The sequence below is a fragment of the Lentzea kentuckyensis genome (genome assembly GCF_002150765.1).
Lineage (GTDB): Bacteria > Actinomycetota > Actinomycetes > Mycobacteriales > Pseudonocardiaceae > Lentzea > Lentzea kentuckyensis.
In genome coordinates this window covers 20,455-34,453 of the sequence record NZ_MUYM01000089.1, presented here as the reverse complement: position 1 = coordinate 34,453, position 13,999 = coordinate 20,455, and the positions used below count along the sequence as shown (strand labels likewise).

Annotated in this window: 19 protein-coding genes and 1 pseudogene; 14 read left to right on the top strand and 6 right to left on the bottom strand. The window is 67.0% G+C overall.

Going from position 1 to position 13,999, the window contains the following annotated elements:
* From B0F77_RS35530 to B0F77_RS35525, 3 genes are all read right to left on the bottom strand, one after another.
* The coding region (locus B0F77_RS35530) for a glycosyltransferase (RefSeq protein WP_342746873.1) at positions 1-499 on the bottom strand (499 nt) is incomplete at its 3' end.
* A gap of 214 nt (positions 500-713) precedes the next feature.
* Complete coding sequence (locus B0F77_RS48790; RefSeq protein WP_169731028.1) at positions 714-869, bottom strand: DUF6307 family protein; 156 nt, start codon at positions 867-869, stop codon at positions 714-716.
* Positions 866-1,432 (bottom strand): DUF5994 family protein, encoded by a 567-nt coding sequence (locus tag B0F77_RS35525; RefSeq protein ID WP_086667421.1) that lies wholly within the window; start codon positions 1,430-1,432, stop codon positions 866-868. The genes B0F77_RS48790 and B0F77_RS35525 overlap by 4 nt, the downstream gene beginning before the upstream one ends.
* A 542-nt stretch (positions 1,433-1,974) precedes the next feature.
* Between B0F77_RS35525 and B0F77_RS35520 the strand changes: the two genes are divergently transcribed.
* From B0F77_RS35520 to B0F77_RS35475, 12 genes are all read left to right on the top strand, one after another.
* Positions 1,975-2,457 carry a GNAT family N-acetyltransferase gene (locus tag B0F77_RS35520; protein WP_342746872.1) on the top strand — a complete coding sequence of 161 codons (483 nt, stop codon included), beginning with the start codon at positions 1,975-1,977 and terminating at the stop codon, positions 2,455-2,457.
* Entirely contained in the window at positions 2,447-2,962 is a 516-nt protein-coding gene (locus B0F77_RS50120) for a Rossmann-fold NAD(P)-binding domain-containing protein (protein WP_245849073.1), read from the top strand. Before B0F77_RS35520 ends, B0F77_RS50120 begins: the two co-directional genes overlap by 11 nt.
* A complete protein-coding gene (locus B0F77_RS50115; protein WP_245849072.1) occupies positions 2,941-3,633 on the top strand; it encodes a Rossmann-fold NAD(P)-binding domain-containing protein in 693 nt (230 codons plus the stop codon). The genes B0F77_RS50120 and B0F77_RS50115 overlap by 22 nt, the downstream gene beginning before the upstream one ends.
* Entirely contained in the window at positions 3,620-3,784 is a 165-nt protein-coding gene (locus B0F77_RS48785) for an RGCVC family protein (RefSeq protein WP_169731027.1), read from the top strand. The genes B0F77_RS50115 and B0F77_RS48785 overlap by 14 nt, the downstream gene beginning before the upstream one ends.
* Before the next feature lie 222 nt (positions 3,785-4,006).
* On the top strand, positions 4,007-4,207 hold the full coding sequence (locus B0F77_RS35510) for a cold-shock protein (protein WP_086667420.1): 201 nt from the start codon (positions 4,007-4,009) through the stop codon (positions 4,205-4,207).
* Positions 4,208-4,505: 298 nt separating this feature from the next.
* Complete coding sequence (locus B0F77_RS35505; protein ID WP_086667419.1) at positions 4,506-5,408, top strand: acyl-CoA desaturase; 903 nt, start codon at positions 4,506-4,508, stop codon at positions 5,406-5,408.
* Between the two features lie 42 nt (positions 5,409-5,450).
* Positions 5,451-6,647 (top strand): NsdA family TPR-like regulatory protein, encoded by a 1,197-nt coding sequence (locus B0F77_RS35500; RefSeq protein ID WP_483868452.1) that lies wholly within the window; start codon positions 5,451-5,453, stop codon positions 6,645-6,647.
* Positions 6,648-6,859: 212 nt separating this feature from the next.
* Positions 6,860-7,708, top strand: coding sequence for a hypothetical protein (locus tag B0F77_RS35495; protein WP_086667417.1), 849 nt, complete (start codon positions 6,860-6,862; stop codon positions 7,706-7,708).
* Between the two features lie 430 nt (positions 7,709-8,138).
* Positions 8,139-8,522 carry a Fis family transcriptional regulator gene (locus tag B0F77_RS35490; RefSeq protein ID WP_086667416.1) on the top strand — a complete coding sequence of 128 codons (384 nt, stop codon included), beginning with the start codon at positions 8,139-8,141 and terminating at the stop codon, positions 8,520-8,522.
* 143 nt (positions 8,523-8,665) lie between these two features.
* The gene (locus tag B0F77_RS35485; protein WP_158102913.1) at positions 8,666-9,394 is read left to right on the top strand and encodes a GAF and ANTAR domain-containing protein; all 729 of its coding nucleotides are present in this window, start codon (positions 8,666-8,668) and stop codon (positions 9,392-9,394) included.
* Positions 9,395-9,399: 5 nt separating this feature from the next.
* Entirely contained in the window at positions 9,400-10,137 is a 738-nt protein-coding gene (locus tag B0F77_RS35480; RefSeq protein WP_086667423.1) for a GAF and ANTAR domain-containing protein, read from the top strand.
* A 126-nt stretch (positions 10,138-10,263) separates the two neighbouring features.
* Positions 10,264-11,370, top strand: a complete 1,107-nt coding sequence (locus B0F77_RS35475) for an AI-2E family transporter (RefSeq protein ID WP_086667422.1) — start codon at positions 10,264-10,266, stop codon at positions 11,368-11,370.
* 40 nt (positions 11,371-11,410) lie between these two features.
* On the opposite strand, the gene B0F77_RS35470 is transcribed toward B0F77_RS35475, so the two are convergent.
* From B0F77_RS35470 to B0F77_RS35460, 3 genes are all read right to left on the bottom strand, one after another.
* Positions 11,411-12,442, bottom strand: a complete 1,032-nt coding sequence (locus tag B0F77_RS35470) for a magnesium and cobalt transport protein CorA (RefSeq protein WP_245849071.1) — start codon at positions 12,440-12,442, stop codon at positions 11,411-11,413.
* Positions 12,439-13,062 carry an STAS domain-containing protein gene (locus B0F77_RS35465; RefSeq protein ID WP_143467061.1) on the bottom strand — a complete coding sequence of 208 codons (624 nt, stop codon included), beginning with the start codon at positions 13,060-13,062 and terminating at the stop codon, positions 12,439-12,441. Before B0F77_RS35465 ends, B0F77_RS35470 begins: the two co-directional genes overlap by 4 nt.
* A gap of 93 nt (positions 13,063-13,155) precedes the next feature.
* Complete coding sequence (locus B0F77_RS35460) at positions 13,156-13,365, bottom strand: hypothetical protein (RefSeq protein ID WP_143467060.1); 210 nt, start codon at positions 13,363-13,365, stop codon at positions 13,156-13,158.
* 255 nt (positions 13,366-13,620) lie between these two features.
* On the opposite strand from B0F77_RS35460, the pseudogene B0F77_RS50110 reads away from it, so the two are divergent.
* Both B0F77_RS50110 and B0F77_RS35455 read left to right on the top strand, forming a co-directional pair.
* A pseudogene (locus B0F77_RS50110) lies at positions 13,621-13,716 on the top strand (DUF5994 family protein); the annotation flags it as partial.
* 50 nt (positions 13,717-13,766) lie between these two features.
* A complete protein-coding gene (locus tag B0F77_RS35455) occupies positions 13,767-13,949 on the top strand; it encodes a hypothetical protein (RefSeq protein WP_086667411.1) in 183 nt (60 codons plus the stop codon).
* Positions 13,950-13,999: the final 50 nt, after the last annotated feature.

The following is a 13,999-nucleotide window of genomic DNA, read 5'->3' as shown; positions in this document are numbered from 1 at the left end:
CACCCAATGCGGAGATGCCCCACTCGATGCCCTTGCCACGGCCCAGCAGGCCCCAGGTGAGGATCATCGGCCGGTCGGCGGACGGACCGTGGGCGGGTGGGTCGACGGGGAGCGCGCCGTGCGGAATCACGACGACCTCATCGGGCCGCGCGACCACGTAGCCGTCCACGAGCCGCTGCCGCGCGGCCTCGGACATCGTCACCACGGCGTCGGCGTAGCCGACGACCTCCTCGAGCACCTGCCGCTGGCCAGGAGTGGGCGCGGTGAGCACCGTGTGCAGCACGATGATCACCGGGACCCGCAGCCGGGCCAGCACGCCGAGCACGTCCTCACCATCACGGCCGGCGTAGATCCCGTACTCGTGCTGCACCACCACCATGTCGCAGCGGTTGAGCGCCTCGGCCGCGGCCTCGACCGCGCCGGGGGGCATCTGGTGCACCACTGATGTTCCCGCTACGGCGGCGGGTGCGTGATCCGGCTCCGCGAGAACACGGACCACCTTGCCCTTGCTGCCTGGCGTTACCGCGGTCAGATGATGCAGCAAGGCAGCGGTGAACGTGGCGAGTCCGCATTGCGTGGGTGGATACGTGCTCAGGAAACCGTACGTGCGAAGCACAAAGGACCTTCCGGGTCGGCTGGAACGTGGGACCGGTGACCACCGGCGCGGAGTCCTCCCGGGTTGCCTGGGCTGTTGGAACGAGGCCGGTCGGCGATCAGCGGATGTGCTCCGGGATGTGGTCCAACGCGCCCAGCACGTGCACGGCGAGACTCTGTGCGTCCTTCGCGCCGAGTTCGGTATGCGCAGCCAGCACTTCTTGGACCAGCTTGACTCTGCGCTCGTACATGGACAGGTAGATCGATGTCGTCATGGGGTGTGCTTCCTCTTCTGCTCCGGGATTCGACCGCCGTCTGCTTCCCAGCCCGCTAGTGCGTTCCGAGTCAGGTCGGTCGTGTGTTGCGTCGACGCGGTCACGCTGACGCCCGCGGCGAGCAGGTCTTCGACGGTCTGGGTGTTGCCGCGATCCGCGGTGATCATCATGGTTTGGTGCGCGGCGGCCGGGTCGGTGTTCGGCGGCACGACGAGCAGCGTGAGACGGTGCCTGTCCGCCGCGAGCACGTCCACGGTGTGTGCGGGCTTGGAGATGAACCCGTCGAGGCGGATCTGGCGGCCGTCGCCGATGATGCGGCGCGGCGCGGAGTTCCACTCGGTGATGTTGTAGCTCACCCGCAGGATGTCGCCCAGGCGAGCTCCCAGCGCTGCGAGCAACGAGGGCAGCTCGGCGGCGAGGTCCCGGGAACGTGGCCACCAGGCCCCGTCGACGTGTCCCGTCGTGGGCGCCTTCGGCCGCAGCCGCAGTCGTTGCGAGAGCTGAGACTGCTCGGAGATCGAAGTGGCAGGTGGGGCGTCGGAAAGGTGGGGTGCTGACGTCATGTCAGGACTCCCGTCCCCGGCCGGAAAAACAGCCGGTCTAGTTTCGCCGAGCACGGCATGAACTCGAATGCCCATATGCGCGCTGTTCTCGACAACTTGACTCTACGCCGATTCAGTCATGATCGACCGAAATGTTGCCAAATTTCCGGGCCGACCACCCTGCATAGTTGATCGAAATGACAGAAAAAGCCTCCCGTGAGCCAAGCTTGCAGCTCAGATGCTCACAGCTGATTCTCAGGAAGTGTTCGCCGGTTTTCTGATCACGCAGAACTCGATCATATGTGCCAGTTGTGCGTGTAACATGGGAACAAAAGTGCCGTTTTTTCAACGGGCCCCTCGATCCTTCCCGAAATGGCCTGACGATCCATATCGGACCATTTGCTCGAACATCACCCGGCCAGCTCACGCAGCCGGGGGACGGAGTACCGATATGAGCACGTCGACCTGGACCACCCACGCGTTGACCACGGAACGGCTGACCTTGCGGCCCCTGGCAGGTCGACGACGCACAGGCCGCGCTGGACGTCTACGGGCACGCCGAGGTGACTCGCTGGCTCAGCCCCGACATGGACCGGGTACCAGACCTGGCGGCCATGCGGCTGCTGCTGCAGCAGTGGAAAGCTGAGAGTGCCCGGCTACCGGCCCCGGCCGGCCGATGGGCCATCGAACGCAACATCGACGGCCGTGTGATCGGTGGCGCCATCCTGCTCCCGCTGCCGCCGGGCAACGAGGATCTGGAGATCGGCTGGCAGCTGCGCCCCGACGCCTGGGGCAACGGCTACGCCACCGAGACCACCCACGCGCTGGCCAGCTGGGCGTTCAGCAAGAACGTCCAGGAGATCTTCGCCGTCGTCCGCCCCGGCAACGCCCGCGCCGCGGCCACCGTCCGCAACAACGGCATGCACTGGGTCGGCGAGACCACCAAGTACTTCGGCGTCGAGCTACAGGTGTACCGCCTCCGTGCGGCTGACCTCGATCGGGCGGCACCCACGGCGCTGCAGCCACCCAACCTGCGTGGCGACTGACTCGCGCCGCGCGGTCGCCATCATCACGGACAGGACACACGTGGATCAGCTCAGCCGTGGAGTCATCGCACGGTCTCGCAAGGAGAACGAATTCCGGCTTCCCATCCACCCGCTGCACCTAGCCCGGATCGACGCGGACCTTCGGGACCGGATCTACCTCGAGCACGGCTACGGGGAGCGTTTCAGTGTCTCCGACGGGCAACTCGCGGCCTCCGTCGCGGGGTTGCGCTCTCGCGAGGAGCTCATCGCGGAATGCGATGTCATCCTGTTGCCGAAGCCGCTCGCCGAGGATGTCGCGGAGCTGCGGGACGGGCAGGTGCTGTGGGGCTGGCCGCACTGCGTCCAGGACGAGAAACTCACCCAGCTCGCCGTTGAACGGCGGTTGACGCTCATCGCCTTCGAGGCGATGAACCACTGGGCCTCCGACAGCTCGTTCAGCCTGCACGTCTTCCACAAGAACAACGAGCTCGCCGCTACTGCTCGGTGCTGCACGCCCTGCAGCTGATCGGCTCGACCGGCGACTACGGGCGGCGGCTGCGCGCCGTCGTGATCGGCTTCGGCGCGACCGCACGAGGCGCCGTGACGGCGCTCAACGCGCTCGGGGTGCATGAGGTCGACGTCCTCACCAACCGCGGCGTCGCGGCCGTCAGCTCGCCGATCCACTCCGCGCGGATCGTCCACTTCGACCACGACGACGCCGATCCACGGCGCAGCCACGCCTTCACCGACGGCGGCCGGGTACCTCTGGCGGGATTCCTCGCCGAACACGACATCATCGTCAACTGCGTGCTTCAGGACACCGACGCGCCGCTGACGTTCCTCACCAACGAGGATCTGTCCACTTTGGCCTCGGGAACGCTGGTGGTCGACGTCTCCTGCGACGAGGGCATGGGCTTCGAACGGGCGCGCCCCACCTCGTTCGCGCAGCCGGACTTCCTGGTGGGTGACCACGTGCGCTACTGCGGCGTGGACCACAGCCCGTCCTACCTGTGGAACTCGGCGACCTGGGAGATCAGCGAAGCGCTGCTCCCGCACCTGCGCCCCGTCCTCACCGGAGCCTGGGACACCAGCGAGATCATCCGTCGAGCCATCGAAATCCGTGAAGGAACCATCCTCAACCCCCGCATCCTCTCGTTCCAGCATCGATCATCGGAGTACCCGCATGCCCGCGTCTGAACTGCAAACCGCCGTACTGACCGGCCACTCCGACGCTGCCGGCACCTGTGTCGTGTGCCCGCACCCGTGGCACGAACACGACCCGATCGGCGTTCGCTACTGCACCGCGAGCACGGCTTCCGCGCTGTCCCGCGGCTGCATCTGCCGGTGACGTGCGACACCTGATGTCACCACCGGAACTAATTCGGCCTCGGCGGTGTTGTACGGAGTGGTCGTAGAGTTTTGTGTTCGTGGTTCATCACGCTCGCGGAAACGATGTTGCGGGCGCCTCTTTCTTTATCTTGCAGGACAAGCTGGAGAAGTCGCCGTCTGAAGCCCGGCCTGGGAACCGCATCCCGCGGCGCCCACCCCCAGCCCAGCAAGGAGAAAGACAATGACACAGGGAACCGTGAAGTGGTTCAACGCGGAGAAGGGCTTCGGCTTTCTCTCCCGCGAGAACGGGCCCGACGTCTTCGTGCACTACTCGGAGATCGACGGCCACGGCTACCGCAGCCTCGAGGACGACCAGCGCGTCGAGTTCGAGGTGACCCAGGGCCCCAAGGGCCCGCAGGCCACCGCCGTCCGCGCCGTCTGACCTCACATCGTGCTCCTACCAGCTGACACACGCTGACGGAGACACCGACCCGGTGCCCCTCGACCATCCCCCGATCGAGGGGCGCCGGCCTCATCACACCGGTTTGGCCACCGCCACACCCCGGGTATTCACGCGGTGTGACGACCTGACGCGGGTCGCCTGACATCCGGCACCCGCCAAATCCCACACCGATCGCCCCGGCCCCCGGCGACGGAGAACGTATGCCGTTCCCGGAGGTACGAGCGTGAGTACGCAAGTCGAATCAAACGTCCGTCAAGCCGATGTCGCGCCGCAGCCCATGCTGGCCGGAGAGAAGTCCCCGGCCGAGATGTTCGTGGTCAAGTTGTTCGCCGTCATACCAGCGCTGGCACTGGCAGCAGCGGTTCCGCTGGCATGGGGCTGGGGTCTGGGCTGGGTCGACGTCGGCCTCGCCGTTTTCTTCTACACCCTCACGTGTCTCGGCGTGACGATCGGTTTCCACCGCTACTTCACCCACGGTGCCTTCAAAGCCACCCGCGCACTGCGGATCGGGCTCGCGGTGACCGGCAGCATGGCCATGCAGGGCCCGATCATCGGCTGGGTCGCCGACCACCGCCGCCACCACGCCTACGCCGACCGCGAAGGCGACCCGCACTCACCGTGGCTCTTCGGCACCTCGGCCACCGCGCTGGCCAAAGGGTTCTGGCACGCCCACATGGGCTGGATGTTCCGCCGGGAACTGACCAATGCCGCCCGCTTCGCCCCCGATCTGCTTGCAGATCCGGACATCCAGCGCGTCAACCGCTGGTTCCCCGCACTGACCGCCGTGACACTGCTCGCGCCCGCGCTGATCGGCGGGCTGGTCACCTGGAGCTGGTGGGGCGCGCTGACCGCGTTCTTCTGGGCCGGTCTCGTCCGCGTCGCCGTGCTGCACCACGTCACCTGGTCGGTCAACTCGATCTGCCACATGATCGGCGATCGACCGTTCGAGGCACGCGACAAATCCGCGAACTTCTGGCCCCTGGCGATCCTGTCGATGGGCGAATCCTGGCACAACTCCCACCACGCCGACCCCACCTGCGCCCGCCACGGCGTCCGCCGCGGCCAGATCGACATCTCCGCACGACTGATCTGGGTCTTCGAGCAGCTCGGATGGGCCACCAAAGTCCGCTGGCCGAGGCCGGAACGACTGGCCCGCAACCTCAAGACCACCACTTCCTGACCCTCACACCCGTTCCGCGTCATCCGCGGCCAGCCCCATTCGGTGGCAGCATTCACGGCGCAGCTCGGTTATCTTCGAAAGCAGCCGAGTCCCTTCGGCGAAGGCACAGGTCAAGCTCCAGGCCGACGACGACCCAGTCATCGGCGAGAGGGCTGCGTTATCCGCTCCGGCCCCCGGCGGCGCCCACTTCTCAGTCGCGCTGTCAGGAGCGCCGCCATGGCCATCCCGGATTCCTCCCCTGCTCACGGACGTTCACCGCGATCGGTTGACATCTCCGACGTCGTTCGGCTGGAGGCGGACACGCACGCTCTGCGCGCGCTGGACTACCGGCAAGGCGGTGACTCCTGTCTCGACGCGGTCCGCACCCGGATGCGGGAGGCGCTGCTGATGCTCGACGCGTCCGCCACCGAGAAAGTGCGGCGGCGGCTGCATGTCGCGCTGGCCGACCTGCACAACCTCGCCGGCTGGGTGTGCTTCGACGCCGGTCTGGTCAGCAACGCCCGCGTGCAGTTCACCCAAGCGCTTGTGTTCGCCGGGTGGGGCCGGCACGACGGGCTGGTCGCCAACATCTGCTATCGACTCGGCCGCGTGTGCCTGCACCACGAGAGCCTTGACGAGGCGTTGGACTACTTCCGGCTCGGCCAGCTCGCGGCGACGCGGCCGGGCAACGAGATCGCGGCCAGCATTCTGTCGGTGAACTCGGCGTGGACCCTCGCCAAGCGTGGGGCCGGTGACCAGGCACTCGCCGAACTCGACCGTGGCTGGGACCAGTTCGCGACCGCCGACCACACCAATGTGCCCGACTGGGCCAGGTTCTTCACCACGACCGACATGTCAGCCGTGGCCGGCGCCGTGCACACGGATCTCGCGCGTACAGTGAGCCCGCGCCACACCCGAATCGCGATTCCGTTGCTCATCGAAGCGATCGACGACTACGACGACGGCATGGCCCGCAGCCGTGCGTTCAGCCTCGTCCTGCTGTCGATCAACCACCTGCTCGACGGAGACCTCGACATCGGCGTCGACATCGGATTCCGCGCGCTGGCGTCCGCCGAGGCCCTGGCCTCGACACGAGTCCGCGATCGCATCCGTCCGCTCGGCCGGCAAGCGGAACGGCACGCCTCCCACGCCGGCGCGCAGGAACTCGCCGCGTGCATTGCCATTTACGCCGCCACCGGTCCGTCAGCGCCGACGCCGAGCGTCCAGCCACGGGATCCGCACGACAACGACAAGTTCTGATCGACGTAGCCGTCCACATATTTTATGCCATGGGGAATCGGCAGGAGATTCTCAAGAGACCGCAATTCACGACAGAACCGTTCGAGTCACCGAGGTGTACAGGAACATCTCGGAGGAGTAGGTTGTGGGTTGTTGCTCAAGACCTCGGTAGCGTGTCAGACGCGAGCCGAGGTTTTTTCGTACAACAATTTGCCCCAGGAATAGAAGTAGTCATGCGAAAGCTCCGCACGACCATCCACGCCCTGATCGGGACAATCGTCGTCATCGGGGGTTTGACCGTCGTCACCCCGGTGGCACAGGCCATCACCATCCCCGTGGCGTGCAGCGAGAACGCTCTCGTCGACGCGGTGAACCTCGCCAACTCCACGACCGCGACGGACACCCTCGTCCTGGCGAGCGGCTGCACCTACGGTCTGACCTCGCCCCATGGCGGCCTGGCCAACGGACTGCCGGTGATCACCACTCGGATCGAGATGATCGGCCCTGCGACGATCACCCGCTCCTCACTGCTGCTCTTCCGCATCGCCGAGGTCAGCACCACCGGCAACCTCACCCTCACCACGTCGGTCGCGATCACCAACGGCAGCGTCGTAGGCCATGGTGGCGGCATCCTCAACCGCGGCGCGGTGACTTTCACCCGCAGTAGCTTGAGCGGCAACACGGCGACACTCAACGGTGGCGGACTGGCCAACGCTGACACCCCTTCCGGCACAGCGCCGGCCGCAACGTTCACCCGAAGCCCGGTGTTCAACAACACGGCTCTGCTGCGCGGCGGCGGCATTTACAACGGTCTCCGAGGCACGCTGACGACCACCGGCGTCTCCGGCAGCCCGATGCCGATCATCGGCAACACCGGCTCACAGGGTGGCGGCATCGCGGCCGTCGGATCCACCGCGACCACCATGACCCAGACCGCCGTGTCCGGGAACCTCGCACTGCTGACCGCGGGGGGCGTCTACCGCAACGGCGGAACCATGACCACGACCGACTCGCCGATCAGCGCCAACACACCGAACAACTGCGTCGGCAGCACCCCGGCAGTGCCCAACTGCACCGGGTAGTCAGATCCGGAAAGGACGTGCGGGCTTCCCTCCGGGGAGGCCCGGACGTCGCCTCCCCCGTCCGCGGACCTGCCGAGCGAACCGCGGGAGTGCTGGGGCCGAGTGCGGCGCCATGGGTACCACCCCGCGTCATCCACCCACGTGAGGCGTAGTGTCGGGTGTGCAAGCCCCCTGTCTGAAAGGGGGTGTTCATGACCGATACGTGCGCCATCAGGCCCGTACAGTCACAATCCTCCGACACGGCCCCGTGGCCACTGCCGAGCCCGCTCCTTCAACGGCCGCCCGTTCCCAACCCGTGGCGTGCCCCGAGTGGGAGTGATGTGCTTCATCGGACGGTGACACCGGGAGCAGCCCAGGCCAGGCTGGCGCGAATCTTGCACGCGCCACCGCGCCCGCCGAGCACAACCATCCACAAAGGACTGGTAGTCGCATGAACGAAACCCCGGACGACACAGCTGTTGTCGCCCAGCGCCTGCACCTCGCCACCGGCTTTGTCGCGTCAGAACGCGGATGGGTCGTGGAACGCCTCGCCGCCCTCGGTTCGCGACTGCGGTCGTTCCGCGACGACCAGATCGACCTGGAAATCAGCGTGAAGGACCGCCGGGGCGTCGAGCAGCGAGTCACCCTCGAATGCTGGATCAACCGCACTCCTCGCCTGCATCTCGTCGCCACGTCGTCGGAGCGCGACCTGCCAGGGGCGCTCAACGAGGTACGCGACGAACTCGTCCGTCAGGTCGACGAGGCCAAGACCCGGACTGAACCACGCAGCAACCGCGCGCTGAGGTCTGTGCCCCGGCTGCTCGAGCACGAATAGCACCCGCGGTCAGGACGCGTTCCTCCTTCTGAGCGTCGGCATCCGTCGAACCACCTGATCTCGGCGCGCGTCCGCCCCCTTGGCAAGCCACCTGGGTCTAGGCTTTCGTTCGCACGAGATCACAATGGCGAGGAGTGACCGACGTGGGCACGAATCGGCATCTCGACATACTCGCGGTGATCAATGAGATCGCCAGAGCCGACCAGGAACCCGCCGGCGTCCGCCACGTCTGTCTTGCCTGCCGTACCGGACTGAACGCGGTAGGCGTCGCGGTCTACCTGCCCGGTACCGCGCAACCGCTCGAAGTCGCCGGAGCCGTCGGTGACGAGATCGCCGAGCTGCAGGCAACGGTGGGTGAGGGGCCGGCGTCGGAGGCTCTGCGGCAGAACCAGCCGGTGTTCGTATCCGATCTGGCAGGCAGCTGGAGTGCGCGGCGCTGGCCCGTGTTCGCCCCTGCCGCCGTCGCGGCGGGTGTGGCGGCGGTGTTCGTGATCCCCCTGACGATGGGGGCGATCGCGCTGGGCGCGTTGGAGATCTGCCGGGAGGTCGATGGCCCGTTGTCGCCGGATGAGCTCGCGGATGCGCTGCTGTTCGCGGACACCGCGACAGCGCTGTTGCTCGGCCGGTCCGCGGCGCCGGCGGCGCTGGACGGCGGTGATCTGTGGGGTACTGAGCCGGAGCGTCGCTGGGGTGTGGTGCACCAGGCCACCGGCATGGTGTCGGTGCAGCTGGACACCGATCTCGGTGAGGCGTTCCTGCGGCTGCGCGCGCACGCGTACCTCACCGGCCTGCGTCTGTCGGAGGTAGCGGCGGACGTGGTCGCGCGCAGACTGAGGTTCACCCCGGATACCGACCATGAGAAACAGAGGTGAGTCACGTGTTGGACCGGCGGATCACTCAGACCTTCGTCGAGCTTGCGGACACGCTCGTGTTGCGGTTCGACGCCATCGACTTCCTGCACACCCTGACCGAACGCTGCGTCGAGCTGCTCGAGGTGGACGCGGTCGGAATCCTGCTGGCCGACCAGCGAGGTGCGCTGAACCTGGTGGCGGCGTCCACCGAGCAGGCCCGGATGCTGGAGCTGTTCCAGTTGCAGGACGAGGAGGGCCCGTGCCTGGACTGCTTCCACACCGGGCAGCCGGTGAAGTGCGTGGACCTGGCGCAGGAGCCGCAGCGCTGGCCCCGGTTCGCGGGCGCGGCGCGCGAGCAGGGGTTCTCCGCCGTTCACGCGGTGCCGATGCGATTGCGTGAGCAGATCATCGGCGCGCTGAACCTGTTCCGGACCTCGCCCGGCGCCATCCCGGAGGACGCGGTCGAGCTGGCGCAGTCCTTCGCCAACGTGGCGACGATCAGCATGCTCCAGGTTCGCGCGCTCCGGCACAGCGAGATGGTCACCGAACAGCTGCAGAACGCGCTCAACAGCCGCATCGTCATCGAACAGGCCAAGGGCATCCTGACCGAGCGCCTGCAGATCGATGTCGCGGACGCGTTCTCCCTGATGCGCACCCACGCCCGCAACAGCAACCAGCTGCTGTCGGACGTCGCGCAGCAGGTGATCGCGCGGTCGCCGGAGATCACCGAGCTGATGAGGGTCGGCAAAACCCGACGCCCGTAGAGAGGCGCCGCACAGCCCACGGGCGTAAGTTCGACGGTACCGAGAGCACTACGCGGAAGCCGGACCGGCGCCCTCCTCGGCGTTCCCGTGCACGGTTGTCCGCCGACAGGGACTGGAGTGGTCGGCATGCTGCCGAACCAGCGCGCCTACACGGTTCCTGTGCGGACCATCCTCGCGACCATCGGGCTGACCCTGGCCACAGTTGTGGCCGTGGTGTTCGTCATGCACGTCCAACGAGTTCTGGTGTGGATGCTCGTCGCGGTCGTCTTCACCGTCGCGCTCTACCCGGCGGTGAACTGGCTGCAGAGCCATGTGAGGTGGTGTCGCCGCTCGCTGGCGACGCTGGCCGTGTTCCTCGTGGTTTTCCTGGCATTCGGCGGTGTGCTCACCCTCTTCGCCATACCGCTGGCCGAGCAGGGCACGCAGCTGGCGACCCGGCTGCCGGACATGATCGCGGACGCTCGCGGAGGTAGAGGCCCTGTCGGGATCTTGCTGGAGCGCACCAACGCGCTGGAGTTCGCCCGTGACAACGAAGAACGGATCCGGCAGTTCGCCACCGGACTCGGCACCCCGGCACTGAACCTGCTGCGCAGCGCGATCACCGGAATCGTCGCGACCATCTCCATCTTCGTCCTGGCCTACCTCGCGGTGCTGCAAGGCCCAAAAGTGATCGACGGGACACTCGCACTGTTCCCGCCGCACCGCGCGGAACGCATCCACCGCGTCGGCCGCGAGTGCGCGAAGACCATCACCGGCTACATCTCCGGCAACCTGCTCATCAGCGTCATCTGCGGCGTGCTCACCTACATCGTGCTGAAGATCTTCGGAGTGCCGTTCGCCGAACTGATCGCGGTCTTCGTCGCGATAGCCGACCTGATCCCACTGGTCGGTGCCACCCTCGGCGCAGTGGTCGCCGGGGCCGCCGCCCTCATCCACTCGCTGCCCGCGGCCATCACCGTGATCATCTTCTTCATCGTCTACCAGCAGCTGGAGAACCACCTCCTGCAACCAGTGATCTTCTCCAGGACGGTCAAGCTCAACCCGTTGACCGTGCTCGTCGCCTTGCTGCTGGCAACCGAACTCGCCGGAATACTCGGCGCGCTGCTCGCGATCCCGGTCACCGGCGTCATCCAGGTCGTCCTGCGCGACGTCTGGAACCACCGCGGCGGAGAGCCGGACGCTGGATCTGTTGTGGCAGCGGAGGACACGCATCAAGAACCGCACGCTGACTGATCCACACAGGACGGTCGGCTCCGGCTGGCCGGCGACCGTGTCAAAGCCAGCCGCGGCGCCGGAAAACCAGGTAGAGGCCGGTGCAGACCAGGGCCATGAGCAGCAGTGCGAACGGGTATCCCCACAGCCAGCTCAGCTCGGGCATGTGGCGGAAGTTCATCCCGTAGATCGTGCCGATCAGCGTGGGAGCGAACAGGATCGCCGCCCACGAGGAAATCCTCTTGATCTGCTCGTTCTGCGCGTTGCTGGCTTCGGCCAGACGTCGCATCTCCTCGTTCTGTGCCTGGGTGACCAGGGTGGTGTTGACGGCGAGGACGTCGGCGAGCATGCCGCGGAAGCTGTCGGCCTGCTCGACCACGATGGTGGCGTGGTCGGCCACGTCGCGCAGATGGCGCTGCAGTTCCTCGTCGATGCCGTACTTGGCGAACCCGGCCGAGAGACTGTCGAGGATCGTGAGGAGCGGGCGGGTGGCGCGTTGGAACTCCATCACCTCACGGGACAGCTCGTAGATTCGCCTGGAGGCGTTCGGGTCGCGGCTGAACACCTCGGACTCGATCTCTTCGATGTCGTTGTGCAGGCCGGACACCACGGGTGTGTAGCCGTCGACCACCGCGTCCAGCACGGCGTACAGCACCGCCTCGGGGCCCAGCCGCAGCAGGTGGGGCTGGGCCTCCAACCGGCGCCGCACGCCGGCCAGATCCGGTGTCTCGCCGTGCCGCACGGTGAGCACGAAATTGGGACCCACGAACAGGTGCAGCTCACCGAACTCGACCCGCTCGGTGTCGTCGCGGTAGTCGGCCGAGTGCAATACCACGAACAGGGTGTCGTCGTAGCGTTCCAGTTTCGGGCGCTGGTGGGCTGTGATGGCGTCCTCTACCGCCAGTCCGTGCAGCCCGAGCTGGCCGGCCGCGTCCATCAGCTGTGCCTCGGCCGGTCGGTACAGGCCGATCCAGGCCATGCTGCCGGCTTGCCGCTCCAGCGTTCGGAAGGTGTCGGCCAACGTGGCCGGGGACGCGGCATGCCGCCCGTCCAGGTAGACGACGTTGTTGATGATGCTGGTCTCTGGGGTCACGTCGGGGATGGTGCACGGTGCCCCGCGCGTGGCCGCGGCAGGATGCCGTCATCGTCCAGGGACCCACCGATGATCTGTACGGCGACGTCGCCCATGTGCAGCCGGGCGTGGGCGAGGTCGGGACAGACGTCGAACACGCTGTCCAGTCCGGTGATCGTCAGTGGCCGCAGCACCACGCGTGTACATGCGACCAGACACATCCTGATGCCCGCCGTCTCCGCCGCTTCCCTGGCAGCGACCAGGACGGTGATACCGGCTGCACCGAAGAAAGTCACTTCGGTGAGGTCTACCACCAGTTGTGGGCAAGTGGGTCGCACGTGATCGAGGAGACGATCACGCAGCAGCGGGCTGGTGGACGAGTCCAACTCGCCGCACACCGCGAGTACGACCGCATCGGGCGGGGCAGGGCACACCGTGACGGTCAGAACCTCCCCAGCTGGCTGGAAGTCTGGCCGGACAGCAGCTGTGCGTGCCGGACGGCCCGTCGACACGCGTTGGAGGAGGGGTGCCATGGGGACATCTCCTTGATCGGGCAACGTTGCGCCTGCCCGGTTGCTTGTGAGGCGGATGGTCGAGCGCACCACGGAGGCCCAGTCACGCTCGTCGAAGATCCAGATCACTCTGGCTGAAATGTCGATCTGACCGTGCAACACGTCGTGCCGGGCACAGGCGGGAGCGGATCGCCAGCGGCCGGACGTTCGCGGACACGGCAGTCACGTGACTGTCCCATTAGGACTTTCTGGAAGGGCTTGCGCGCTGTCTCTGGTCGTGAGCGCGCGGATCCGGTCGATCATCAGGTCGGCTTCCGCCGCGCTGAACAGGCCCAGCCCGGCCGCGTGCTGGATGGACGCGACCGTGCTCTGGTGGGGTTCCGCGATCCCCGCGACCGCCGCGGTGGCGGGAAGCTGATCGAGACGCGCCATGGGAATCCCCCGGTCGGATGCCGTCATGCCGGGGTCCAGGGCACTTTCTGGGAACGATACTCCCTTGTCCGGACAACGTTCGATCATTGCGCGCCCCGGTGCCGGCTGGCCGCCCACGAGCAAGACGTCCGGCCGTGTGCACGGCACGTCGTGGTCGTCCCCTGACCGGCGCGGTCGCGCGTTGCGCTTGCAGATGAAACGCCTGGGGCGGCACTCGGGTCCGTCGACGGCGGCTGGTGGCCATGGTCGGACGACCTGGCGGCCGAGCTTCCCGTGCTGGTCGCCGCGCTCGGCGCACGGGTCGGTCTGGTCAACCGTGTCTCGCACCATCTCGACACCTGGCGCACGGTGGCGAGGAAAGCACCCGTCGACGGTCCGCGTCGTCGACGGCGTCTTCGAGCATGGCCTTCACCCTCAACGGCGACGACATCGCGGCAGGCGTCCTGGACAACGCCGGTGCCGTCGTTCCGTACGGGTGCGGCGACCAGCGTGCCGGGAGAATCCAGGTACATCGGGGCGGTGCCGCCGTTGGAACAGTCGCCGGAATCGTCGTGGTCCGCGGCGGCTGCCGTCAGCTCGGCTGACCGTTGGCGACCCGGCCGCGACGACGACTGAGGAAGACCAGTTGAGACCC